This is a genomic window from Streptomyces sp. NPDC002573 (assembly GCF_042889625.1).
Taxonomy (GTDB): Bacteria; Actinomycetota; Actinomycetes; order Streptomycetales; family Streptomycetaceae; genus Streptomyces; species Streptomyces gibsoniae.
In genome coordinates this window covers 254,441-278,144 of sequence record NZ_JBIARC010000003.1, presented here as the reverse complement: position 1 = coordinate 278,144, position 23,704 = coordinate 254,441, and the positions used below count along the sequence as shown (strand labels likewise).

19 protein-coding genes and 1 pseudogene are annotated in these 23,704 nt (G+C 69.8%); 11 read left to right on the top strand and 9 right to left on the bottom strand.

Annotated features, from left to right (window positions below; genetic code table 11):
* Nucleotides 1–367: 367 nt before the first annotated feature.
* From ACFYX0_RS04965 to ACFYX0_RS04945, 5 genes are all read left to right on the top strand, one after another.
* Complete coding sequence (locus ACFYX0_RS04965; protein ID WP_388966392.1) at nt 368–745, top strand: DUF5958 family protein; 378 nt, start codon at nt 368–370, stop codon at nt 743–745.
* Nucleotides 746–973: 228 nt separating this feature from the next.
* Nucleotides 974–1,300: a hypothetical protein gene (locus ACFYX0_RS04960; RefSeq protein ID WP_388966389.1), complete on the top strand. Its 327-nt coding sequence runs from the start codon at nt 974–976 to the stop codon at nt 1,298–1,300.
* Between the two features lie 667 nt (nt 1,301–1,967).
* Entirely contained in the window at nt 1,968–3,935 is a 1,968-nt protein-coding gene (locus ACFYX0_RS04955) for a SpoIIE family protein phosphatase (RefSeq protein ID WP_388966387.1), read from the top strand.
* 762 nt (nt 3,936–4,697) lie between these two features.
* Nucleotides 4,698–5,972: a DUF4241 domain-containing protein gene (locus tag ACFYX0_RS04950; RefSeq protein WP_388966386.1), complete on the top strand. Its 1,275-nt coding sequence runs from the start codon at nt 4,698–4,700 to the stop codon at nt 5,970–5,972.
* Between the two features lie 318 nt (nt 5,973–6,290).
* Complete coding sequence (locus ACFYX0_RS04945) at nt 6,291–7,850, top strand: SMI1/KNR4 family protein (protein ID WP_388966383.1); 1,560 nt, start codon at nt 6,291–6,293, stop codon at nt 7,848–7,850.
* Between the two features lie 219 nt (nt 7,851–8,069).
* Here the strand turns inward: ACFYX0_RS04945 and ACFYX0_RS04940 are convergent, their stop codons facing one another.
* A complete protein-coding gene (locus tag ACFYX0_RS04940; protein ID WP_388966380.1) occupies nt 8,070–8,480 on the bottom strand; it encodes a hypothetical protein in 411 nt (136 codons plus the stop codon).
* Between the two features lie 477 nt (nt 8,481–8,957).
* Here ACFYX0_RS04940 and ACFYX0_RS04935 point away from each other — a divergent pair, with 477 nt between their 5' ends.
* The 5 genes and pseudogenes from ACFYX0_RS04935 to ACFYX0_RS04915 all read left to right on the top strand — a co-directional run bounded on the left by ACFYX0_RS04935 (nt 8,958) and on the right by ACFYX0_RS04915 (nt 13,591).
* Nucleotides 8,958–9,161 carry a cold-shock protein gene (locus ACFYX0_RS04935; RefSeq protein WP_311699250.1) on the top strand — a complete coding sequence of 68 codons (204 nt, stop codon included), beginning with the start codon at nt 8,958–8,960 and terminating at the stop codon, nt 9,159–9,161.
* Nucleotides 9,162–9,332: 171 nt separating this feature from the next.
* Complete coding sequence (locus ACFYX0_RS04930) at nt 9,333–10,817, top strand: DEAD/DEAH box helicase (RefSeq protein ID WP_388966377.1); 1,485 nt, start codon at nt 9,333–9,335, stop codon at nt 10,815–10,817.
* Between the two features lie 409 nt (nt 10,818–11,226).
* Nucleotides 11,227–11,661, top strand: a complete 435-nt coding sequence (locus ACFYX0_RS04925; RefSeq protein ID WP_388966374.1) for a GntR family transcriptional regulator — start codon at nt 11,227–11,229, stop codon at nt 11,659–11,661.
* A pseudogene (locus ACFYX0_RS04920) lies at nt 11,654–12,578 on the top strand (ATP-binding cassette domain-containing protein). The gene ACFYX0_RS04925 and the pseudogene ACFYX0_RS04920 overlap by 8 nt, the downstream one beginning before the upstream one ends.
* Nucleotides 12,575–13,591 carry an ABC transporter gene (locus ACFYX0_RS04915; protein ID WP_388966372.1) on the top strand — a complete coding sequence of 339 codons (1,017 nt, stop codon included), beginning with the start codon at nt 12,575–12,577 and terminating at the stop codon, nt 13,589–13,591. Before ACFYX0_RS04920 ends, ACFYX0_RS04915 begins: the two are co-directional and overlap by 4 nt.
* A gap of 187 nt (nt 13,592–13,778) precedes the next feature.
* Here the strand turns inward: ACFYX0_RS04915 and ACFYX0_RS04910 are convergent, their stop codons facing one another.
* The 8 genes from ACFYX0_RS04910 to ACFYX0_RS04875 all read right to left on the bottom strand — a co-directional run bounded on the left by ACFYX0_RS04910 (nt 13,779) and on the right by ACFYX0_RS04875 (nt 23,018).
* A complete protein-coding gene (locus tag ACFYX0_RS04910) occupies nt 13,779–14,837 on the bottom strand; it encodes a threonine aldolase family protein (protein WP_388966371.1) in 1,059 nt (352 codons plus the stop codon).
* 73 nt (nt 14,838–14,910) lie between these two features.
* Nucleotides 14,911–16,206, bottom strand: a complete 1,296-nt coding sequence (locus tag ACFYX0_RS04905; protein WP_388966368.1) for an MFS transporter — start codon at nt 16,204–16,206, stop codon at nt 14,911–14,913.
* Nucleotides 16,199–17,452 (bottom strand): acetyl-CoA carboxylase biotin carboxylase subunit family protein, encoded by a 1,254-nt coding sequence (locus ACFYX0_RS04900; RefSeq protein WP_388966365.1) that lies wholly within the window; start codon nt 17,450–17,452, stop codon nt 16,199–16,201. Before ACFYX0_RS04900 ends, ACFYX0_RS04905 begins: the two co-directional genes overlap by 8 nt.
* On the bottom strand, nt 17,449–19,080 hold the full coding sequence (locus ACFYX0_RS04895) for a class I tRNA ligase family protein (protein ID WP_388966363.1): 1,632 nt from the start codon (nt 19,078–19,080) through the stop codon (nt 17,449–17,451). The genes ACFYX0_RS04900 and ACFYX0_RS04895 overlap by 4 nt, the downstream gene beginning before the upstream one ends.
* Nucleotides 19,077–20,171: an NAD(P)/FAD-dependent oxidoreductase gene (locus ACFYX0_RS04890; RefSeq protein WP_388966360.1), complete on the bottom strand. Its 1,095-nt coding sequence runs from the start codon at nt 20,169–20,171 to the stop codon at nt 19,077–19,079. Before ACFYX0_RS04890 ends, ACFYX0_RS04895 begins: the two co-directional genes overlap by 4 nt.
* On the bottom strand, nt 20,164–20,514 hold the full coding sequence (locus ACFYX0_RS04885; protein ID WP_388966357.1) for a cupin domain-containing protein: 351 nt from the start codon (nt 20,512–20,514) through the stop codon (nt 20,164–20,166). Before ACFYX0_RS04885 ends, ACFYX0_RS04890 begins: the two co-directional genes overlap by 8 nt.
* The gene (locus ACFYX0_RS04880) at nt 20,511–21,755 is read right to left on the bottom strand and encodes a lysine N(6)-hydroxylase/L-ornithine N(5)-oxygenase family protein (protein WP_388966354.1); all 1,245 of its coding nucleotides are present in this window, start codon (nt 21,753–21,755) and stop codon (nt 20,511–20,513) included. The genes ACFYX0_RS04885 and ACFYX0_RS04880 overlap by 4 nt, the downstream gene beginning before the upstream one ends.
* A 3-nt stretch (nt 21,756–21,758) precedes the next feature.
* Nucleotides 21,759–23,018, bottom strand: coding sequence for an ATP-grasp domain-containing protein (locus tag ACFYX0_RS04875; protein ID WP_388966351.1), 1,260 nt, complete (start codon nt 23,016–23,018; stop codon nt 21,759–21,761).
* Nucleotides 23,019–23,400: 382 nt separating this feature from the next.
* On the opposite strand from ACFYX0_RS04875, the gene ACFYX0_RS04870 reads away from it, so the two are divergent.
* Nucleotides 23,401–23,616: a DUF4177 domain-containing protein gene (locus ACFYX0_RS04870; protein ID WP_311699237.1), complete on the top strand. Its 216-nt coding sequence runs from the start codon at nt 23,401–23,403 to the stop codon at nt 23,614–23,616.
* The last annotated feature ends 88 nt before the right edge of the window (nt 23,617–23,704 follow it).

The window sequence follows — 23,704 nt, the reverse complement described above, 5'->3', positions numbered from 1 at the left end:
GGTTGACACTGCCCCAGGACCGCAGTCTCCCATCGGTGCCATGGATCACCCATCGGAGCTGCGGCAGGCCTATCGGTAGGGTCGGGGTTGCCTTGGCGGAGTTCGGCGGACACGAACAGGGACGATCCTCACCGCCAGGTGCGGCTGAGCCTCCTGGGCTGATGTTCGCCTGCGTTGTCACGCGGTTGGACACACACTCGGAACGCCAACCACCTGGAAGGCGCTGCGCGGGTTCGAGGGGGAGCCTGCTGCTTGTGCCAGATGGCAGTGCCATCAGTGCACGAGAAACCGTGCTGCTCACGGGCGGTCGTGGGCGTACCGTCCGCCTGAGCCATGGGGGTGGAGATCTGTGTTGTACGCACACGAGGTGATCCTGAACGAACTCGCACAGGGGCTCAGACCGGTGGCCGAGGGCGTCGAGTGGTTCGAGGGCCTCTCAGAGGATGACCAACGCAAGGTCCTGCACGCATTGGTGCTGTTCTGCGGGCAGGCCCGCGCCTGCGAAGGGGACGTGCCGGAGAGCATCGCGCGTTCCGGTATCCGCCCCACTCACACGCCGGCGGTGATGCTGACGAAGTGGCGCTTCGGAATGGGAGCACTTCCGGCCCACGAACTCACCAAGTCCTTCCGCCTGCTCGTCGCCCTCTTCAGCATCGCCGACACCCGTAGGCGGACGCTGTACTGCGCCGGGGGATGTGGTCACGCGTGGCACAACCTGCCGGATCCGCCACGTGACGCAACCTAAGGTGACTTCTTGCCCTGGGGCTTGTCGGCTCGGCGGACGGCGGGTCCCTTCCACGTGTGCGCCTGAACCTCAGTCAGCAACAGTTGGCCACGACGGCGAGCCGGTGAGCGGTAGTCATTGAACGGCCGTGAGTGCGGCTGAATGAGACGGAAACTGAGACGGCTCAACTGACCGCGAGGGGGCTCCGTAGCTCGCCATGGCGCTGCCGCTACATGGAAATATGTGGGCGTGAAGACCATGGCGGACATGCGAGTGTTGCTTGAGTCGTTGGCCAAGGAGGACGGCGTCTTCAGGCGGGTCGCGAGCGGGGATGCTGGCTCCGTCGAAGAGCACGTGTACGGCTTGGTCCTTGAAGCGCAGGAAGCCTGGGCGCACTACGCGGTCGAAGGTTCGCAGGGGCCGGCCTGCCCCGCTGACATCGCCGATGCCCTGACGGTCATCGACAGGGAAGAGGCGGGAACCGTCATGACCTACTTGTCTGCGGGTGGCCTGTCTTCCCCGGCCGGCTGCGTCGTGACCGTGAGCACGCCCTTCGAGCGGCAGAAGGAGTGGTGAAGCTGCTGGGATGTGACTCCACGTGGTGGACGAACATCGAGCCATCGGATGCGGGCCATGGGCGGAACCCCGTCTCTCGGTCGTGGCGAGAAGCGCCCCAGCCTGCCAGCCGCCCGCCCCTGGGCGGAATCCGGTACCCGAGCGACGTCACTCACGTCTCTGACTTGGGCTGGGATATCGCGCGACCTGTCGTCCGTGGTCGTCGTAGATCAACGCGGGGTGACCTCGCACGGCCCAGAGACGGCCCGATGGTCGCTGTTTCGTACACGTATTCGATAATGGCTTTCTTTGCCGCCTACGAAGAGAGATCACTCTCACGCCACCCCCGGGTGCCCGTCGCTACAGGCGCGACGTCATCTCCAGAGGCAGGCCACCGCCTATCGCACGGCAAGGGGCCCCCGACTCCCGGCGGAGGCGGCGGGCGGCTGGCAGTGAGGGCTCGGGCGGGTGAGGGGGCGACCTCGCCGCCCAGCCGGCCGTCTCCGCGAGAGCGAGGTCGCCGCTACAGGCGCCGGCACTCAGCGATCGTGTCACCGAACTGCCTCCGCCGAGTTCCTGCCGTCGTCACTCGACGCAGATGGTCAGACACCCCCTTCATTGAGACATCACAGCAAAATGCGCCAATATGGCTGAAGAGGCTGTTTTGGTATGCGCCAGGGAGCCGTAGATGGACGCCTTGGACGAACTTCATCGAAGCGCGTGCCCGTCGGCTCTTCTGACGCTGGACGGTGCCGTGCGTGACCTCAACGCTGCTATGGCCACCGCGCTGGGCAGGCCGGCGCCCCAGTGCCTGGGGCGTGACCTCGGTGATCTGTGGCCTGCCAGCCAGCGGATGTCGGCCGAAAATCTGGTGGCCCACGCCGCCAGGGCGGATGCGGTCGCGATGCGGGAGCTGGAGTTTCCCGGGCGAGACGGAGTACCCATCGCCTGTTTGCTCGAGGCGCGACAAGTGAAGGATCCCGCCGGTGACAAGCAGCTGATATGGGTGCGCGTCCTGGATGCACGAAACGACCTGACCAGCCTGCTGATACCGTTCCGGCTGGCCACCGCGGCCGCCGGCCTTGGCCTGTGGATGTATTCAGCCCAGAAGGACCAGCTGGAGTGGCTCGGTGGCCTACCCAGCCTGGTCGCGCTCATCCCGGATCCAACTGCGCCGATGTCCAGAGTGATCTCGGCAGTGCACCCCGACGACAGGGAGGCCTTCTGGCGGGTCCTTCGCTCGGCCTCCTGCCAGCAGTCCCCCTGGGTGAGGCTGCGGTACCACACCTCGCACGACGGCTGGCACCGGCTGGCCGTTCAAGTCCGTCGGCTCCAGCTGGGCTTTCACGGCCCCGAACGGATCTTCGTGGTGGTCCGCGACGACACCACGCAGGAGAAGCGCAAGCAGAAGGCGCAGGCCGCGTTGACTGCCGAGCGACAGCGCGCCAAGGACACCGCCGACTTCTCCTCCGCCTTGATCACCGCAGCCACGGAGCAGGAACTGCAGCAGGTCGTCCTGACCCGGCTCGCCGCGACCTTCGGCGCCAGCGGCGCCGTGCTCGCACTTGTCGACGACAGCCGCCTGTGCATCTCCACCGATGCGAGGATAGACATGCGCGAGGTCGAGGCCCTGCACGGCCTGCGGCTGGACCAGCCGACCCCGCTGTCCGAGGCGATCCTTACCGGCAAGCCCCAGTTCATCACCGACCGGGCGGACTTCACCCGCCGCTGGCCGCACGCCCCACTTCTGAGGTTCCTCCGGCTCGGCTCCGACTACGCCATCTCGATCACCCCCCTCAGCGAGCCCGGCGATCAGCCACTCGGAGCCTGGTCGATGCTCTACCGCCGCGGATACCTGTCGCCCCTGGATGAGCGGACCCTCGTGGGCACGCTGGCCGACCTGGCCGGCCAGGCCCTCAAGCGGATCAGGTTGCAGCAGGCACGCGTCGAGCTGGCCACGGCGCTGCAGCAGACCATGCTCCCCTCGCTGCCCGAGCACCTCCCGGGCCTGGAGGTCGCCGCCCGCTACCGCCCCAGCCGGGTCGGGCTGGACATCGGCGGAGACTGGTACGACGCCTTCATGATGCCCGACGGCGCGATCGCACTGGAGATCGGCGACGTACAGGGTCACGACGTCGACGCCGCCGCCTTCATGGGACAGGTCCGCTTGTCCATGCGCGCGATCGCCGCCCAGGAACCGGATCCGGGAACCGTGCTGACCCGCACCAACGAGCTGCTCGTCACGACCTCCCCCGCACGATTCGCCAGCTGCACCATGCTGCACATCGACCCGCACGATGGACAGGTCACCGGCACCAGCGCCGGCCATGTCCCGCTGCTGTGCGTACACAGAGACGGCAGCCACGAGGTCCGCGAGCTGCCGGGCGGGCCGGTCCTGGGCATCCTGCCCGGCACCGAATACCGCAAGGAGGTCTTCACCCTGGACGACGACAGCGCGCTGGTCATGGTCACCGACGGCGTGGTCGAAGGACCAGGCCTGACGCTGGATGCCGGACTGGAACGAGCCGGAACACTAGCCGCCCAAGCCGTCCACGACGGACTGAACGCCGAAGAGACCGCTGACCGCATCCTCGACGCCGCGATCGCGGTCGACCACCTCGACGACGTGGCCGTGCTGGTCATTCGACGCGCATAACGACGTCCCTGTCCAAGTCAAGGGTGGTCGTAACCCGCTCACGAGCGTGTACCTGCGAGACATCGTTCGACGGGTCGCGTATGGGCGGGCGGATCCTGCCGGCCCTGGCGTTGACGGTGTTCTGGTGGTCACGAACATGCCCCTCAAGCTCACGCCGACTCGGCGTGTGAGGGGCGTGAGCTCGATCAGGCCCACGACTGTCGTGCGTTGGGTGGATGCGTCCTTCTCTCGCTCGGGCAGGGAGGCGATGAGCGCGGTGAGATCCGTCTTGTGGTCCTGGTTGGTTCCTCCGGTCGCCGCCCTCGTCCTCGCTGGTCATCTCGAGCAGGACGTGGGTGGGGGTGGTCCAGGCGGTGACGCGCTCGGTCCACAGCACGCCCGTGTGGTGGGCGCGTCCTCACCGGCGGTGCCTTCTTCGAGGACAAGCTGCTCAGGGCGTTGCCTGGCCGATGCAGCTCCAGGCGAATGGTCTGGCTGAACTATCCAACTGCCGATCGGAGTTGACTGTGCGGCGTACAAAGGCCGGCTGCACGTTCCCACCAGGGTGCCCGTCAGGACTACAGGGCTGACCATCAGCCGTTGCGGCTCCGAGTCCGAGGCCGTTACCACCGTCGCATGGCCTGGCGATTCTGCCGCCCCGTATCCATCTGCCCGCCGTCGTCCCGGCTGATCTTGTCAGAGATGGCCGATACGTTGTTCCCGAGCTGATCAAAGATGCACACCGTTCGGGCCTCTCCGAGGCTGGGCCGGCGGGAGGGGTTGATGGACATGGCCGAGGTGGAGGTTTCGTACGCGGAGGGCTGGGATGCCGACCGTCGTTGCGAGTTCGGGACGCTGTCAGCCGATGAGGCGGAGGAGCGGGACAGGAGCGGGGAGCCGTATGTGGTGGTCCGTCGTGTGCCCGGGTGCGCGGCGCCGATGGAGGTGCACCTCGTGTCGTGGGGCGACCACTACGTCGGGGTGTGGGCCTACGACGAGCTGGGGCGGCGGATCCACGAGGTGGATCTGAGACTGCTCGAACCGGACCGCCTGTTCGCAAGGCAGTACCTGGAACGGAGGTATTCCCCTGACCAGTCCGACCGTGCGCGCGACGCCTGGTGTCTCACGGTGGAGCTCCTTCCCGGTGAGAGGGGAACGGTAGTGCTCGAGGAACGCGGTGAGAGCCGCGGATCGTTCCACACGCTCGCCGACGTGTCGGAGTCGCAGCGGTGGCATCCGCGGTCGGGGTTCGGCGTCCATGCGGCCGGAAGTCCGAACTTTTTCGGGGTGGCCGAGCAGGAACGGCCCAAGGTTCTGGACGCCGCCGCCCTGCCGTCTCCGGCAGTCGCCGGGAATGTCGACGTAGAAGTGGGGAAGCCTGAATCCCCATGGCGGCCTCCCCGGCCGGGGCAGCCAGGACTGATTCTGAACGAACTCTTCCGGTCGGGCACCCGGTTCATTTCGGAGGCCTGGGGCGAGATGACGGTCGCTGAGACCCGGCATATCGCCACTCTCCGAATCCCCAGCGGCCGACTGGTTGTCGCAGACGCCATGCGGCACAGCCCCAGGGAACTGATCGAGCGGATCCCACCCGGTGAGTATCCCCTGCAGGCCGCCGTACTCATTGGTGAGGGCGACTACGGCGGCGAACGGTTCCCGGTCACGGAGGAGCCTGTCGTACGGCTGCTGATCGCCGACGAACCGCCGGTCACCTGGGAGATGGGCCTCAGCGAGGGTGACGATCCCCGGCTGCTGCTGGACGGCCACGCCTACGGCTTTGGTACCGACGGCGCGGCCGGCAGCTTTGCGGACGCTTCCGGCTGGGAGACGCTGTCCGAGAAGTACCGGAGTTTCCTGATGGACAGCGACGGAAGCGCGGCCGACAACATCGCTGACGGCTGTATACATGCAACCGACGAGGAGACGGGCAGCGACCTGCTGTCCTTCTACACCGGCGGGGATGGAACCTATCCGGTCTGGCTGGGCCGCTCAGACTCAGGCGAGTTGGTCGCCGTCGCCGTGATCACATCATGGCCGGCGGATCTGCGGCCGGCATGATCCCGCACGATGCCGGCTGGTCCGACGAGAAGGCGAGAAGGGCCGTACCCCCGCGTCGTCATGGACGGAGCCCAGGACCAGCACGCCGGCCGTAAGCCAACAGGCAACGCTCGCCCCGCGCGAGCGCATGGCACGCTCGCCCAAGCCCTTCGAGCAGGGGTACCCCTAGAGCACGCAACGGACGCCGCTGCTTGACCGGTAAACGTTGCCTGCCGGGTCGCCAGGCGTGCGGCCGGGACATCTGCGGCGCCGACAGCTCACAGTCAGTGGTCCTTGCCAGGATGGTCGGCGTCTTCGACAGAACGGGAGCAGGAGCACATGGTTGAGCAGGCGGCCCGCCGTATGGCCGAACAGATCGTCACAAGCGCGCCGAACGGATGGACACGGGCGGTGCTCTCGGGTCGTGCAGGCCGGGGCGGAAGCGGAATGACCGGCGGCTACACCGTTTCCGGTACCCGCGCGCACCCGGGGCTGCCCGAGATGCACTCCCTGCTGATGGAACTTGCGGAGGGGATACGCAACGACCGTGGCTGGGAGCCCGTCAGCTGGGAGATGGACTGCCGGCCCTCCGGCGAGTACCGGCTCGTCACGTTCACGGAAGCTGTCGGCCGTGTGACCGGACGGGGCGGCGGGTACGAGGTCGTCTTGGACCCCGACTACCGTCTGCCGCAGCCAGGCCTGCGGCAGACGGCCGGCACCGCCGCCCCGGCCGGCGATCCGGAGCTGGCCGCGACGAGGTTTCGTACTTACCTCGAGCGGCGCGCCGCCATCCTCGGATCCCGGGAGGAACTGCCCCCGCCCGTCACCGCCGCCGCGCTCGACGACGCCGAACGCCGCATCGGGCGCCCGCTGCCCGCCGACCTGCGGGCGCTGTACCTGATCGCCGACGGGGACGGTATCGGGTACCGGAACCTCTGCCTGATCGAGAACAACGCATGGCTGTCCCTGAAGAGCCTGGTCGCCGAGTACACCGACTGGCGTGAGTGGCAGGAGCGTCCCTGGTTCGGCTGGGACCTGGAGTGGGACGCCGTGGTCTTCGACACCACCCCCGCCGACACCGTCCGCCGCTGCGGAGGCCATCCCGCATGGATCCGCTTCGCCACCAGCGAGGACGGCAACTACCTGGCCGTCGACATGGACCCCGCCCGCGACGGGCGACCCGGCCAGGTCATCGCCACAGGCCGCGACTACGACGACGGCCCTGTGTACGTCGCCGACTCCATCACCTCCCTGCTGGAGCAGCACCTGGAGCTGCTTGAGCAGGGCTCCTACGAGAAGTACGACGACCACATCTCCCTGTGCCGGCCTGCCTGCGGCGTCGGCACCCAGCAGATCATCGGCGGCATTCCCGAAGAGGTTCCGCCCACCCTCCAGGCCATCCACATAAACGACGCCACCGGCATCGTCGACCTCAGCCCGCTCACCGCGGCGCCCAGCCTCCGCAGACTGCACCTCAACCGCTCCACCACCGCCGATCTGACGCCCGTACGCGACCTGCCCGTCGAGTCCCTCCGCGTCGCCCTCGACGACGGCGACCTCACCCCGCTCGCAGGCCACCCCCACCTTGCCTCCCTCCGCCTGAACACCACCGCCCCGGCCGACCTAAACCCGCTGGCCACCGTCCCCAACCTGCATGGCCTCGACCTCTCCGGCGCCCACATCCCCGACTTGACCGTCCTCTCCGGCCTCTCGACCCTGCGCTACCTCGCCCTTGACCGGCAGCAGTGGGCCACGCTGCTCGACCACGGCAAGGTCCCGCCCGCCCTGGCCGCCGTCCGTCTGGCCGGGGACGACGTCACCTTCGACGACGCCCTCGCTCTGGCCTCCCGTATCGGCCTGGCCACCGAGGACGCGCTCCGCGTCGTCGGCAGCCTCTGAGCCGCGCGGAGGCAGACCGGGGACGCCGAGACAGCACTGCCGGCTTACGCGGTCGGCTCGGTGCCTCACCTGCTGCCGGGCGGGGCACCGCCCAACCTCCACGGCTGTAGGCCGCGCTGAGGAGCATGGCGGGGATCGCGGAGGCTGTTGCCCTGCTGTGGGAGGCCGCCGAAACGGGAGTCCCCATCCTGCGTTCGACCTCGCGTGGCTTCTCGCACGTCACGGCCGCCACGACGAGGCGGCGGAGGTGCTGCGCCCGCGGGGAGGAACGGCGGAGACGCCGATTGGATCACGAGTCTGCTCTGCCGCATCCTTGTCGACTCCGGACGAGCCGACAAAGCCCTGGCGTACGTTGACGACCAGTTCGCCCGCCACGGCGGCAACCGCCACGAACAGGCCCTTGCGCGAGCCGACGTCGCGAAGCGCTGCTGTCGCACGGTGGAGGCAGATGCGGAACTCGTCCCATTTGCCACACCAGTGGAGGTACTGGCCTACAGCGGAATGGTGGGTGTCGCCATTGCGGTGGCCGAACGCCTCGTCCGCCAAGGCGAGTCGGAGAAGGCCGTCAACCACCCGGTTGAAGCGCTCGGCCTTGCCGTTGCGAACGTCCTCGCGCACCGAGCCCGTCACCACAGCCTCGTAGTTCGGCTGAGCGAATGCTGAACTACGCGAGGAGTTCGAGGCCTGATGGCGGGATGAATTCGAACAGTTCGACGCCGAGGGGTTCCGGCCTGTTCTTTCGTGGAAATAAATCGGGATAATCCGAGCCGAGGTGTGTCATTGACTTTCCTCGGGTAGCTGGTCGCACCTTGTGTGATCTGGAAGTTCACCTTCCGTATGCATTCGCGGTGGCACCCGCCGGCGTGCTGGTCCGGTGCTCCCGCGAGGTCGCGGCCTCGCGTCACGGGTGCAACTAGTGCAGTTGTGCGTACCGTGCTAAACTTGCTGGCAGTTGCAGTTGTGGTTCCCGAAACTTCAAGTGCTTCGGCGACCGTATGTCGTCGGGCATTTTTGTATCTCCGGTGCTTATCCGGACGGGGTTCATTGTCGCAACGCAGGGGTTCACACGGTGTGGGCCCGCGGGCACTGCCCCCAAGGGGATTTGAAATGGCTACTGGCACCGTCAAGTGGTTCAACGCGGAAAAGGGCTTCGGCTTCATCGAGCAGGACGGCGGCGGCCCGGACGTCTTCGCCCACTACTCGAACATCGCCACCCAGGGCTACCGTGAGCTCCAGGAAGGCCAGAAGGTGAACTTCGACATCACGCAGGGCCAGAAGGGCCCGCAGGCGGAGAACATCACCCCCGCCTGACGTCGAAGCGTATGAAATATCTGGGACCCCGCCTTACGGTGGGGTCCCAGATATTTGTTTTTGTATTCCGGCGCAATTCTTTTGGTCTCACATTCGGCTCGTTCCTGCAATTCATCCGGCTCGTTCCTGTCGGGAATTCCTCGATGCGTGCCCAGTCGAGGAAGGTTCTCCATGAGCCGTTCAGCTCGCACGAACGACCGTTTCCGCCCACAGGGTCAGCGCCGCCCCGGCGCCGGGCCGGGCGACACCGGGCGCCGTCCCTCCGCACCACAGGGGGAGTTCGCGCTGCCGGTCACCCTCACCCCGGCCCTCCCCGCGGTCGCGACCTTCGGTGAACTGGACATGCCCGTCGAGTTGCTGAAGATGCTCACCAGCCTCGGACTGAACGAGCCGTTCCCGATCCAGGCCGCCACATTGCCGAACTCCCTCGCGGGGCGCGACGTCCTGGGCCGCGGGCGCACCGGATCGGGCAAGACTCTCGCCTTCGGCCTGGCACTGCTCGTGCGCACGAGCGGGCAGCGTGCCGAGGCGCGGAAGCCGCTGGCCCTGATCCTCGTCCCCACGCGCGAGCTGGCCCAGCAGGTCACCGATGCGCTCGCCCCGTACGCCCGGTTGCTGAAGCTGCGGCTGGCCACTGTGGTGGGCGGCATGTCGATCGGCCGGCAGGCCGGGGCACTGCGTGCCGGGGCCGAGGTGGTCGTCGCGACTCCCGGCCGCCTCGTGGATCTCATCGAGCGCAAGGACTGCCGCCTGGACCGAGTGAACATCACCGTCCTGGACGAGGCCGACCAGATGGCGGACATGGGCTTCATGCCGCAGGTCACCGAACTGCTGGACCAGGTGCGTCCCGACGGCCAGCGCATGCTGTTCTCGGCCACGCTGGACCGCAACATCGACCTCCTGGTCCGTCGTTACCTCCATGACCCGGTGGTCCATTCGGTCGACCCGTCGGCGGGCGCGGTCACCACGATGGAGCATCACGTGCTGCACGTGCACGGTGCCGACAAGTACGCCACCGCCACGGAAATCGCCGCCCGCGAGGGACGCGTGATCATGTTCCTGGACACCAAGCATGCTGTCGACCAGTTCACCAGGCACCTGCTGAACAGCGGCGTCAAGGCCGCGGCGCTGCATGGCGGCAAGTCGCAGCCCCAGCGCACTCGCACCCTGGCGCAGTTCAAGACCGGTGACGTCACGACGCTGGTGGCCACCAATGTCGCGGCTCGGGGCATTCACGTCGACGACCTCGATCTCGTCGTCAACGTCGATCCGCCCAGCGACCACAAGGACTACCTGCACCGCGGCGGCCGTACTGCCCGCGCCGGCGAGTCCGGCAGTGTCGTCACGCTCGTCCTCCCTGGTCAGCGCCGGGACATGGCCCGCCTCATGTCCGACGCAGGCATCAGGCCCCAGATCACGCAGGTCCGCTCCGGCGAGGCCGAGCTGAGCCGCATCACCGGCGCCCAGGCACCCTCCGGCGTTCCGGTCGATGGCAGCGGGCGCGTCGCGGAGCGCCCGAAGCGCGGCGGTGCCCCCTTCCGCGGCCTGGGCACCCGCCCGGGGCGGGCCGGCGGCGGTGGCGAATCCCGCCGGTCTGCTGAGGCCCGCCAGATCGCCGAGGCCCGCAAGGCCGCCCGGGTCCGTCGCGGCGCGTAGGTCGGCAACGGGGCCCTCGTACAACCGCGAGCCCTGAATCGCCACGTCGGCAGACGTCACCCGGAAGCCGACGGTCCAGCGGTGAAGCGGTGACTTCGGCGTCTCCGAGCGGCACCTCGGTTTCGGCACCACGATGACAAACAGCGCCGCCACCATGCGCTCGGACACTAGTGGCTCACCACGCGCACGCCGCGGTCCCGGAGCGGGACGCTCATGCGGCCATGCCTACGGCTTCGGCGGTGAGGGCTAGCAGCCCTGGCGGCATTGCGTCCCCCGGTAGCTCCCGCCAGGCGTTGTGGTGGTCGCGGGACCTCTTGTGGGGCACGGGGGAGCCCCTGTTTGACATCCGACCTCGGGCTTCCGCATCATGCTTCCACTAATCGACTAGCGGAATGGTGGTGTGGGGAACGTGGAGTTCCGCATCGACCGGCGGAGTGGCGTGGCCGCCTACCAGCAGATCGTCCAGCAGACCAAGCAGGCGCTGCGGCTGGGCCTGCTGGTGCCCGGGGATCGTCTGCCGACGGCCAAGGAGGTCGCGGAGAGCAGCGCGGTCAATCCCAACACGACGCTGAAGGCCTACCGCGAGCTGGAGCGGGAGGGGCTCGTCGAGCCCCGGCCGGGGCTGGGGACATTCGTCCGCCGGTCGCTGGCCCGTCCGCAGGCCGGACCGGACTCCCCGCTGCGTGGGGAACTGGACGCGTGGATGCTCCGGGCCCTCGCGGCCGGCCTGGAGCGGGACGACGTGATCGCCCTGGTCACGTCGGTACTGGAACAGCGGTACGCCAGTCCCCTGGCGTCCGCCGGGGGCACGGGAACGTGGGAAACAGGAAGCGCACATGAGTAAGGGCATGGATCTTCCGGGGCCGGTGGAGGAGTCCGCCGTCGAGGCCTACGGCATCGGCAGGAAGTACCGGCGCGGCTGGGCGCTGCGGGACTGCTCCTTCCGGCTGCCGGCCGGACGGGTCTGTGGTCTCGTGGGGCCGAACGGCGCGGGCAAGACGACGCTGATGAGCATCGCCGCCAACCTGCTGGCGCCGACGACCGGCACGCTACGGGTGTTCGGCGAGCCCCCGGAGTCGGCGGAGGCCGGCCGCCGGGTCGCCTTCCTCGCCCAGGAGAAGCCGCTGTACCGCCGCTTCACCGTGGCCGAGACGCTGCGCATGGGCCGCGAACTCAACCCCGGCTGGGACCAGCGGGCCGCCGAGCTCCGGCAATGTGCCGATGAACGCGCGGATCGGCACCCTGTCGGGCGGCCAGCGCACCCGCGTCGCCTTCGCCGTCGCCTTCGGCAAGCGCCCCGACCTGCTCCTGCTGGACGAGCCGCTGGCCGACCTCGACCCGCTGGTGCGCCACGAGTTGATGAGCATGCTGCTGGCCGAGGTCGCCGAGCACGGCACCACCGTCCTGCTGTCCTCGCACATGCTGGCCGAGCTGGAGGCCGTCTGCGACTACCTCATGGTCATCGCGGGCGGCGGGCTGCGCCTTGCCGGAGACGTGGACGAACTGCTCTCCGCCCACGTCCTGCTGACCGGCGCCGCCGACGGCGGGACCGGCCTGCCCGTGGACCTCGCGCACCACACCTTCGTGGAAACCCGGCTCAGCGGACGGCAGTTCACGTCCTTGATACGCCCTGACGGACCGATCGGCGCCCGGTGGGAGACCTACTCCCCGAACCTGGAGGAACTCCTGCTCGCCTACCTGCGCAACCCCGAGGCGCCCGCGCTGATCAGCCCCACGGCCCGGGTGGCGGTGGCGGCATGAGCACCCTGACCGGCCCCAAGACCTCCCTGGCGGCCCCCGCCCCTGCGGCTCGCCGCCGCCCGCATCTGAGCGGCATGACCTGGCTGGTCTGGCGGCAGCACCGGGCCTCGTACTGGACGCTGATCGCCCTCACCGCGGTGGGCGTCGCCGGGATCGCCTGGCAGCGGTCCACCATGGTCGACTACCTCTCCGGGTACGGCTGGCCCCACCTGAAGTCCGAGGACTGGCTCCAGGGCTTCAACAGCTACGGCCAGCGCCTGGCCCAGGCCGGTCTGGCCCTCAGCTTCGTCCCGGTCCTGCTCGGGGTCTTCGTCGGCGCCCCGCTGCTCGCCCCCGATCTGGAGAACGGCACCGCGAAGCTGGTCGCCACGCAGTCCGCCAGCCGGATGCGGTGGATCACCACGAAGTTCGCGGTCACGGGGCTCGTCCTGGCCGTCGGCACGGCGCTGCTCTCGGTGGCGTACAACTGGTGGTGGTCACCGGTCCGTACTCAGGGCAACGGGATGGGCTGGACCGACGGCGCCGCCTTCGACACCACCGGACCGATGCCGGTGGCACTCACGCTCTTCCTGGTCGCCGCGGGAGTGGTCATCGGCATGCTGCTGCGGCGCACGCTGACGGCGATGGTGGTGACCTTCGGTCTCGGGGTCTTTGTGAAGATGGTCTGGGGGCTGACCCGGCTGCACCTGGGCACCACGGTCACCCTCGCCACCCACCACGCCGCCGGCAGGCCGGGATCCTTCCCCACACTGCCGGACGGGGCCTACGAGCTCGACCGTTCCTACGTCACCGGCGCCGGCTGGCTCCTCGGCTGGAGCACCTGCGTCCATGAGCCGAACGACAAGGCCGTCGAGGCCTGCCTGCGCAAGGCGGACGTGGTCGGCTGGTCGGTCGACTACCTGCCCATCTCGCAGATGTCCTCGATGCAGTGGCTCGGCGTGGGCATCCTGCTCGCCCTGACCGCCGCCCTCGTCGCGTTCGTCTTCGTCTGGGGCCGTCGCCGTCTGGTCTGAGACCCGCCGCCGACACGGACAGGACCGTTGTCTCAGACGTCAGTGAGTCGCGAAGCTCCTGGTGGATGGGGTTGTCGACCAGGAACAACCTGTCCGCCCGGAGCTTCGCGTGCTTGTCCGGCCATCGGGGAGCGATCTGCCCGGCTCGGCCCCTCGCCTTCTGTCCGGCCTGTCGGCGCCGGGGCGGTCAGCCCGCCGTCAGTTCCTCCGCGATGGCGGCGGCGAACGCGTCCACGTCCTCCTCGGTCGTGTCGTACGACGTCATCCATCGCACCTCGCCGACCTGCTCGTCCCACACGTAGAAGCGGAAACGCTTGCGCAGGCGCTCGGTCACCGCGGCCGGGAGCACCGCGAAGATCTGGTTGGCCTGCACCGGACGCGGGATCGACAGACCGGGCAGGTCGCGTACCGCCGTGTACAGGCGCTGGGTCATGGCGTTGGCGTGGGCGGCGGAGCGCAGCCAGAGGTCGCCGCCGTACAGCGCCTCGAACTGGACCGACAGGAACCGCATCTTCGAGATCAGTTGCATGCTGGACTTGCGGATGTGCGCCATGCCCCGCACCGACTCCGGGTTGAGGACGACGACCGCTTCCCCGAACAGCATGCCGTTCTTGGTGCCGCCGAGGGACAGCACGTCGACGCCCGCTTCGATGGTCAGGGCCGCGAGCGACACGCCCAGGGTGGCGGCCGCATTGGCCAGCCGGGCTCCGTCCAGGTGGACCAGCAGACCGAGCCCATGGGCGTGGTCGCACAGGGCGCGGATCTCCTCGGGGGTGTAGCAGGTGCCCACCTCGGTGGACTGGGTGATGGACAGCACCCGGGGGCGGGCCCGGTGCTGGTCCTCGAAGCCCCACGCCTGCCGGTCGACCAGCTCGGGGGTGAGCTTGCCGTCCCAGGCCGGCACGGTGAGCAGCTTGAGCCCGCCGACCTTCTCCGGCGCGCCGCACTCGTCCACGTTGATGTGCGCCGACTCCGCGCAGACCACGGCGTCCCAGCGGCTCGTCATGGACTGCAGGGCGACGACGTTCGCGCCGGTGCCGTTGACGACGGGGTGGGCATGGGCGGTGGGGCCGAAGTGGTCCCGGAAGACCTCCTGGAGGCGCTCGGTGTAGACATCGTCGCCGTAGCTGGTCTGGTGGCCGCCGTTGGCCTCGGCGATGGCCTGGAGTATCTCGGGGTGCACACCGGCGTAGTTGTCGCTGGCGAAGCCCCGGGCCTCGGGGTCGTGCCGTCGTATCACGGTCATGATGCTGGTTCGTTCCCAACGTGTGGTGCGGTGGACCGGTGGAAAGCACCGGCCCGGAGAGCGGGTGGAGGGTTCAGGGTGTGGTCACCGGGGCGCGGTGGTCGCCGGAGCGTCCGCTGGCGCGGACGAGCGGCGGGGCCAGCAGGCCCAGAGCGACGAACAGGGCGGCCAGGACCAGCCAGCCGGTGCCGTGGGTACCGGCCACCAGCGAGGTCATCAGCCAGGGACCGGCGAACTGCTGCAGGCCGCGTCCGAGGGAGAACACCGCCTGGTACTCGCCCTGGCGGCCGGCCGGGGCCAGCCCGAAGGCCAGACCCCAGCCGGCGGCGGCCTGGTACAGCTCGCCCAGTATCAGTGCCGACGCACCGCCCAGCAGCACGGCCGAGTCCAGCACGGCGCCGCGGCCGGCGCTCAGCGGGAACACCAGGCAGGCGAGGGCGAGCCAGAGGCCGGCCCGGCGCAGCATCCGGGCGGCCGCGGCGGGTGTCTCGGCGTTCCGGCTGACGGCGACCTGGAAGAGCAGGACGAGGACGGTGTCCAGGATCAGGATGCCGGACACCATCGGCGTGGGCGCGTGGGTGGTGGTGACGATCCACAGCGGAAGGCCGACGGTGAGCAGCGGGTGGTACAGCTCCAGCGCACCGCACACGAGGGCGACGGCGACGTAACGGACGTCGCGCAGGGCCGAGTTGCGGGACAGGCGCGGGATCTCGTCGGCAGCCGGGGTCTCGTCGGCGGGCACGGACGGGTCCGCCGTCCGGGCGGGACGCGTCGACCACAGGACGGCCACCGAGACCAGTTGGAGCGCCGCGTTGGCGAGTACGGTGCCGTACAGCGCGGCCGGCGTGCCCACCGAGAGCGCGATCCCGGCCAGCGCGGCGCCGCCGAGGAACCCCAGGTTGAACAGGCTGCGCATCTGCGCGCTGACCCGCACCCGTTCGTCCCCGCCCATCAGGGCGTGCGTCAGCGAGGCCTGCAGGCCGCCCGCCGATGTCTCCAGCACGGCGACGACCGAGGCCAGGGCGATGAACTCGGCGAAGCCGCGGACCAGGCAGTAGGCGACGAAACAGGCCGAGGCCAGCAGGAAGTTCGCGATCAGCACGGGGCGTGGGCCGAGGCGGTCGGCCAGTCGGCCGATCGGTACGGTGCACAGGAGGCCGCACAGCCCGGCGACGGACAGGGCGAGGCCGACGCGCTGGGCGGGAATGCCGATCGTGCGGGTGAAGAACACGGCGCTGGCGGTGATGAAGACCCCGAGGCCGACGGACTGGATGAGGGTGAGCAGCCCGAGCCGACGGGCGGCCCCCGGGGCCGGTACCGTCTGCCGGATCCAGTCGCGCAGGACGCCCGAGGGGTGCGGGTCAGCCATCGTGCCGCCCGGGCGTGGCCGCCGGGTGGCCCTGAGGCTCCGTTCGTACCTGGTACTCACCCAGCACCGTCCGCACGGCCCGATGGACCGACGCTGCGTCCGCGCCGCGGAAGCGGAAGATGCCGGTTCCCTCGTCGTAGCTGCCGGGAGTGGTGAACACCTTGCCGACGGCGGGGAGTTCATAGTGATACAGCTCGGCGACGCCGTCAGGCGCGTCGGAACGGTCGCTGATCCGGGCGGGAATCCGGTCGGGTGCCGGGTAGATCAGCCAGCCCCCTGCGGCGGGCTCGTGGGAGCCGTGCCACAGCGGGGGCAGGCCGATGGCGGCGCGGAAGGCCTCGGCGAACAGGTCGATGCCATGCAGGTCGGCATGCAGGAAAGGCACTTGGGCGCCACCGGGGCGCAACCCGACTTCCAGGAAGACGAGTTCGCCGTCGTGGCGCCGGATGACCTCCAGGTGGAAGGCTCCGTCGGCCAGGCCGAGGGCACGCAGGCAGTCGTCCGCGAAGGCGGTGACCCGATCGCGCTCCGGGCCGTCGTCCAGCAGGACCGAACCGAGCGGCAGCCCACGGGTGTAGTCCAGGCAGGTGTTGACGTACTGGGAGGCGGTGGCGAAGTGGCGGGCGCCCGCGCGGTATACGCCGTCCACGTGCAGGACGTCACCGTCGACGTATTCCTCGCACTCGTAGTCGCGCGGGTCCAGGCCGTCGAGTGCCGCCGCCAGTTCCGCTCGCGTGCGGACCACCTGGACGCCCTGCGAACCGGCCGCCGAGCGGGGCTTGAGGACCAGCGGGAACTCCTCGCCGAGGTCGGCGAGGAGAGTATCGGCGTCGGGGGCGTCGTCCAGGTCGCGGAAGCGGGGCGCCCGTACGCCCGCCTCGGCGACGGCCTGCTTCATGGTGGGCTTGTCCTTGAACCGGCCAACCAGGTCGAGGCCGTAACCGCCGGTGACACCGAGGTCGGCGGTCAGCCGGGCCGCGGTGAGGATGTCGTACTCGGACTGCCCGAAGACCGCGGCGGGCCGTCCGTGCCGGTCCACGACGGCCCGGACGAGGGGCAGCAGGTCGTCGTGGGCGAGGCTGTCCAGGACATGGAGCTCGGTTGCGCCGTCCTGGTCGAGCGCGGGTAGACCGCCGGGCGTGGTCAGGTAGACCATCCGGGCGGGCGCGCCGTCGAGGAAACGGTGGTACTCGCCGAACTCGTCGCCGGAGCGGTTCAGGACGACGTACAGGGGGGCGTCGGTCACGTTCGGTTCTCCGGGCGCAGGGTCGCGGGCAGGCAGGCGGCGAGGTCCGCCGCCTCGGGCCGCGACAGGGTCGGGATCTGGGTCTGGACGCCGGGCAGGGGCCGGGTGGCGGCGTGGAAGGTGCGGGCGCGCGGCTCGCCCGTACCGCCCAGCAGGTGCCATATCCGCGCGGCCAGGCGGGGCATGACGGGGAAGCCGAGGAGGGCGAGGCCCTTCAGCCACCAATAGGCGCCCACCTCGCCGGCGGCGGTGTCGGCGGCCCAGGCGTCGAAGGCGTCGACAGCGCGGCGGGTGGAGATCCGGGTGCCGTCCAGAGCGACGGACTGCTCTGTCAGGAGGGCGTCCAGACGGGCCGTCAGGGCGGTGGACGGTGTGGCGGGAGCGGTCGGCGCCAGGGTCCGGAAGGCCTCTGCGATCCGCTTGCCGAGGTCGGCGGCGAGTGTGCCGCGGGCGGTGGCCAGGAAGTCCTCCGGGTCGAAACTGGCCGGACCGGCCTCCAGGTCCGCCCGGGCCAGGTGGTAGCGGACGGCGTCCACGTCCAGCGCCGGCGCCGCGGCCACATCGGCGGCCCAGATCGCGTGCCGGGCGCTGGTGGAGAACTTGCGGCCGGCGAGCTGGTAGAAGTGGTTGATCAGGCAGCGGTCGTACGGCTTCATGCCTCCGTGCAGGAGGCTGGTGCCGACAATGCCGACCAGGGTGGGGATGACGTTGTCGATGCCCAGGGTGGTGATGGTGGTGACGCCCGAGTCCGGGTCGAACGCGTTGACGCCGGTGCCGGACAGTTGTCCGTGCACGGCGCCGGCCAGCCGGGCGAACATCAGGATGCCGGCGTACGGGAACAGGGCGTGCGGCACACCGGGTTGGGGCGCGGACAGGGCCAGGCCCCACTCCTGGGGCGCGGTGAGCCGGATGGTGAGGCCGTCCCGGTCCAGGAAGCGGGCCACGGTGTCGCGGTAGCCGCAGGCGATGCCCCGCTCGGCCAGGACACCGTCCAGGACGCCGGTGGCGGGCACCGTGAGAAAGCGGCTGGTGATCTCCCGCCAGGTCAGCGGGCCCTCGTCGAGCAGCGGACGGGGGTCGAGGACGGCTTCGGGGAGGAAGTGCGCGCTGCACTCCTCGCAGAAGTAGCTGGCCACGCCGGCCCCGCACTCGGGGCAGCGGCCCTGGAGCCAGCCGCCCACGATCCAGCGGCCGGAGTCGGCGCAGTAGGGGACGCGTTCGGTGCGGGTGAGTACGGCGCCGCGCTCGTCCAGGCGGGCGAGGCAGGCGGTGACCTCGGCCTCGAACTGCTCCTTCCACGGCTCCTGATCAGGGGTGATGAACGCGTCGATGCCGATGTCCATGGCCGCGAGGTCGTCCTGGATGCGCCGCCCGTAGCGGGCGGCGACCTCGGCCGGTGTGGAGTCCTCCGCGTGGGCGCGCAGGGTGACGTACGACTCGTAGACGTCGCTGCCGGTGATCACCAGGGGCAGATCGCCCCGGACCCGCAGATGGCGGGCGATCATGTCGGACCACAGGAACGGGCCGCCGATGTGGCCGAGGTGGAGCGGGCCGTTGGGGGTGGCCTCGGGCGGGACGAGCAGATAGTGCCGGGGGGTGTGGGTCCCGGTCGTCAGCAGGGCGCTCATGGGGCGGTGGTTCTCCCGTACAGCAAGGTGAGGGCGTGCTCGGCCAGGGCGGGGGCGAGCCGGTAGCCGGAGCCCGAGCCGCCGATCGCCATGACGACGTCGGGGTCGCCGGCGGTTTCCACGACGGGCAGATGGCCGGGCGTGAAGCAGTCACTGAAGACACGGCCCCCGGTCAGGTGGGGCACGAATCCCGGCACGTGACGTTCGAGGAGGGCCAGGGCGAGGGCGCGGTCGTGCGGGCCGATGGCCGACGGGCCGTCGGGGCCTCGGTCCCAGTCCGGCGAGGTGATGCTGAGAATCCAGCGGCCGCCCGGCTCGTCCGGCAGCAGAAACGCGTCGTCGTCCTCGAACACGAGGGCAGGGGCCCCGGGCGGGGGAGGGGTGAGGACATGGAACGCCACCACCTTCTTCACCCGGGCGCCGCGGGCTCGGGCCGCGTCGGCGACGGGTCCGTCCAGTGCCCAGGGGCCGGGGGCGACGACGGCCCGGCGTGTGGTGAGGACGGAGCCGTCGGCGGCGGTGAGTTCCAGCCGACAGCCGTCGCGGCGGATCCCGGTGACCCGGAAGCCCTCGGCGAGCATGCTGCCAGGGCGGCCGAGAACGTGGTCGAGGAGCCGGTCGGCGAGGGCCCGGGGAGCGCCGACCGCCATGGGGGCGGAGGACAGCAGGACCTGGTCGCCGCCGACCCGCAGGCCGGGGAAGACCTGGCCCAGCGCCTGGCGGTCTCCCTCGGCGACGGGCGTGGTGCGGCTGCCGTCGGCGAGGGTGGCGTCGAGGGCGGCCGCACCCGTGCGGTCGACGACCCAGTGCACGGCCAGGCGCCGGCGTGGCAGTCCGGGCAGTTCCCCGGCCAGCTTGTCGAACAACCTGGTGCTGCGCAGGGCCAGTTCGCGCTGCTCTGCGTCGCGCCCGGTCAGCGTGTCGAAGCCTGCCGACAGGGCGGTCGCGCCGTGTGCGCGGGAGCCGTGGGACACCAGCAGGATGCGCAGACCGGGCTCGCGAAGGCAGGCGTAGTAGGCGGTGAGGGCGCCGATGACGCCGGTGCCGACGACGGCGAGGTCGTGGGGGCCGGTCGATGAGGTGTCACGCATCGGGCGCGTCCCACCACAGCGAGAGGATGTCGAGGTCCTCGCCCTGGTCGGCGAAGGCCTCGTGCACGGCGTGCGAGGGGAAGCCGACGACCGATCCGGCGCGCAGCACGGTGTGCGTCCCGTCGACGACCAGGGTGCCGATGCCCGCCTGGACGACCCAGATCTCCTGGACCGCGTGCACGTCGGGCGAACTGGTTCCCCCGGCGGGCACGGTGAACCTGGCCATCTTGAACGGTGCCCGCGGAATGGCGGAGTTGGCCAGGTCCGCGTCGGCGACCGTGACCCCGTCCTCCTCGACCTCGGCCGGGAGAAAGGGGATGTGCGGGGTGGGAGCCGTGGTCATACCGGGTACCTCGTTTCGCCCAGGATGCTGTTGAGGATGACCGCGCTGCGCCAGGCGATGAGGCTCAGGTTGGGGTCGGCGACGCCCCAGGCATGCCGGGCGCCGTTCTGGAGGTAGATGCGATGCCCGTCGGGCCCGTCCCAGGCGACGGAGAAGTCCTCCTGGACGTCCAGGAGTTGGCCGGTCCGGTGCAGCCGGGGCAGCAGCGGAGCCATGAAGTCGGGGATCCGGTAGCCGTATCCGGTGCACAGCACCACGATGTCCGCGCCGACCACGGCCGGTGTGTCACCCCCGCGCCCGTTCAGGGTCAGCTTCCATTCGCCGTCCGTGCCGTCGAACGCGGTGACGTCGGTGTCCGGCAGGAAGCGGAGTCGGCCGGGGGTGCCGTCGAGGAAGTCCGCCCGGTAGCTCAGCTGGTGGATGTCGCGCAGGATGGGCAGATCGACGCCGTCGCTGGTGAGCGTCTGCAGTTCCAGCAGCCGGGCCTTCTCGTCGTCGGGCAGGGCGTGGAAGCGGCGTACGTAGTCGGGGGTGTAGAGGTCGTTTGCGAACGGTGAGTCGTCCATGGGCTGGAACGACGGGCGCCGGCTGATCCAGGTGATCGTGGCGGGAGCGGCCGGGGCGGCGGCGAGGTGGCGCACCACCTCGGCGCCGCTCTGGCCACCGCCCACCACCGCGACCCGCAGGCCGGTGACGTCGGGCAGCCGCGGCAGGAACTCGCCGGAGTGGAAGACCGTCTTGCCGAGGTGTTCCCGGAACTGCACGGGGACGTTCGGGGTCGGGCCGGTGCCGAGCACGAGATGCCGGGCGGCCGACTCGCCGTGGGCCGTGCGCACCCGGAAGGCGCCTGAGTGGAAATCGACCTCCCGCACCTCGGCGCCGAAGACGAGGGCGGGCAGTCGTCCGGCGACCCATTGGAGGTACTGGTTGAACTCGGCGCGCAGGACGGCGGGGAACTGGGCGGCGAGGAACCGGTAGAGGCGGCCGTGCGCGGCGAGGAAGGACAGGAAGGAGAAAGGGCTGGTCGGATCGACGAGCGTGACCAGGTCCTTCAGCGGGGACACCTGGAGGGTGGCCTCGGGCAGCAGAAGGCCGGGATGCCAGGAGAAACTCTCCCGGCGTTCCAGGTGCAGGGTGCGCAGGCCGTCGATCGGATGGGCCAGGGCGGCCAGGCTCATGTTCGCCGGACCGACGCCAACCGCGACGTAGTCGAGTATGTGTGTGTCTGTGTGATCGTTCATGGGTCAGCTCGGCGTGACGGTGTCGCCGAGGTCCCGCCAGCGGGACAGCGCCTGGGCCGGGGAGTCGGCAGTGAACAGGGCGTGGCCGAGCCGGGAGCGGCAGTCCCGGGCGACCGGGATCTCGTCGCCCGGCGCGAAGTAGAGTGCGGACTCGGTGACTTCGGGCAGCGCGGTGACCTGCTGCCAGCCGGTCAGCTCCTGGAAGGTGGCGAGTTTCTCGGCGGCGAAGAACCGGATGCCGGCGGCCGCGGTTTCCGCCTCGGCGAACGCGTCCATGTCGGTGGGGTCCACGCCGAGCGCGTCGGCCAGCGCCACCTTGGGCAGGCTGACCCCGCTCACCAGACGGACCAGCTCCACGATGCGGTCACCGGGCAGCCGGCCGCCGATCTCGATGAGGACGGGCCCGTCGGCGGCCAGCCGGAGTTCGCAGTGGAAGGGACCTGAGGTGAGGTTCACTGCGGTCACCACGTCGGCCACGTAGGACTCGACCGTCTTCAGGGTGGCGTCATCGACGTCGGCCGGGGTGAGGTGGCCCATCTCGACGAAGTCGGGCTCGGGGCCGAGCAGGGTACGGGTGAGTGCCACCACGGTGGTGACGCCGTGCCGCACATATCCGTCGGCGCTGAACTCAGGTCCCTCGACGTACTCCTCGATCAGGACCCGGTGTTCGTGGAGCTTACCCATGTCGGGCACCGGGTCGGTGACCAACCGTCGGAAGGCGGCGAACAGCTCGGCCGATGTGTCGGCACGGCTGACGTGGATGCTGCCGGAACAGGCGACGGGCTTCAGCACACACGGGAAGCCGACCTGCTCGGCCGCGGCGCGCAGTTCGTCCTCGTTGGTCGCCTCGGCGAAGCGCGGGGTGCGCAGTCCGGCGGTGGCCACAGCGGCCCGCATGACGCTCTTGTCGCGGACGCGCTCGACAGTGTCCACCGGCAGTCCGCGCAGACCGAGAGTGTGGGCCACGCGAGCGGTCACCGCGACATAGATGTCCGAACCGGCCAGCACGGCGTCGAACGGCTCCCGCTCGTGCTCCTCCCGTACGGCCGCCTCCAGCGCCGCCTGGTCGTTGGTCTCCACGGTCAACACCCGCTCTGCGGCGGTACGTACGGCGTCGGAGAGGGCGCGGTCACCCGCGTCCGCGCTGGCGACGACGACACGCAGTCCCGACTCGGCGGCGACGCCGATCAGGGTGGTGCCGCCCGAGGAGGCCGGTTCGACCACGAGGACGCGAGGGGCCTGTGACAGGGAAGCTGAGGACAAGACGGCATCTCCGGGTCACGGAAGAAGGGGCTGGATTGGTGCGGGGGTGCACCGATTTGTATCCGTGCCGTTGTGAACGCGTCAATGCCTGACCGTAGAAATGACGGTGATCACACTCATCTGACCAGCAATTGGTGGCCGTTGAGGTGAACGGAAGGACATCTTCCGTCGTTGGACCGCCCGTTCGGCTTCATCGTCTCGGGCATTGCGCGGGCGCAGCCCCCGGCCTGCGCATGCCGGTGGTGCGCCGAACGGGGCCGTGGTCGCAGGCCGGCCCCGGCCGCCGTCCCGGACCGCGGAACCTCGCCGCTCGGTCAGCGTCGAACGATGATTGACTGGCTCCGCAACCGCAACACCCACCCGGCAGGAGAACCCCGCAGTCATGAGCCAGCCCTACACGTACGAGTACAAGGTCGTCACCTTCCGAGAGTCGCTGATCGGCGATGCCCTGGACGCCGACAAGCTGGAGAAAGTCCTCAACAAGCATGCTGAGGACGGCTGGGGGCTGAAGGCGATAACGGCGGCAGACGTCAAGGGCCGCATCGGGCCCGGCGCGGTCGAGGGCCTGCTGCTCACCTTCGAGCGGCCCCGCCAGTAGCAGCTGCGGTCTTCGGTCGTCCCGAAGGACGGCCGCCACCGCTGGAAGGCTGATCTTCCGGAGGAGAGGCTGACCTCCGTCAGCACGT

Excerpts from the sequence above, each read along its gene's own strand:
- ACFYX0_RS04950 (WP_388966386.1), top strand. The coding sequence starts at position 4,698 with ATGGACATGGCCGAGGTGGAGGTTTCGTACGCGGAGGGCTGGGATGCC.
- ACFYX0_RS04930 (WP_388966377.1), top strand. The coding sequence starts at position 9,333 with ATGAGCCGTTCAGCTCGCACGAACGACCGTTTCCGCCCACAGGGTCAG.
- ACFYX0_RS04935 (WP_311699250.1), top strand. The coding sequence starts at position 8,958 with ATGGCTACTGGCACCGTCAAGTGGTTCAACGCGGAAAAGGGCTTCGGC.
- ACFYX0_RS04880 (WP_388966354.1), bottom strand. The coding sequence starts at position 21,755 with ATGAACGATCACACAGACACACACATACTCGACTACGTCGCGGTTGGC.
- ACFYX0_RS04910 (WP_388966371.1), bottom strand. The coding sequence starts at position 14,837 with ATGACCGTGATACGACGGCACGACCCCGAGGCCCGGGGCTTCGCCAGC.
- ACFYX0_RS04945 (WP_388966383.1), top strand. The coding sequence starts at position 6,291 with ATGGTTGAGCAGGCGGCCCGCCGTATGGCCGAACAGATCGTCACAAGC.
- ACFYX0_RS04955 (WP_388966387.1), top strand. The coding sequence starts at position 1,968 with ATGGACGCCTTGGACGAACTTCATCGAAGCGCGTGCCCGTCGGCTCTT.
- ACFYX0_RS04885 (WP_388966357.1), bottom strand. The coding sequence starts at position 20,514 with ATGACCACGGCTCCCACCCCGCACATCCCCTTTCTCCCGGCCGAGGTC.
- ACFYX0_RS04890 (WP_388966360.1), bottom strand. The coding sequence starts at position 20,171 with ATGCGTGACACCTCATCGACCGGCCCCCACGACCTCGCCGTCGTCGGC.
- ACFYX0_RS04905 (WP_388966368.1), bottom strand. The coding sequence starts at position 16,206 with ATGGCTGACCCGCACCCCTCGGGCGTCCTGCGCGACTGGATCCGGCAG.
- ACFYX0_RS04870 (WP_311699237.1), top strand. The coding sequence starts at position 23,401 with ATGAGCCAGCCCTACACGTACGAGTACAAGGTCGTCACCTTCCGAGAG.
- ACFYX0_RS04895 (WP_388966363.1), bottom strand. The coding sequence starts at position 19,080 with ATGAGCGCCCTGCTGACGACCGGGACCCACACCCCCCGGCACTATCTG.
- ACFYX0_RS04915 (WP_388966372.1), top strand. The coding sequence starts at position 12,575 with ATGAGCACCCTGACCGGCCCCAAGACCTCCCTGGCGGCCCCCGCCCCT.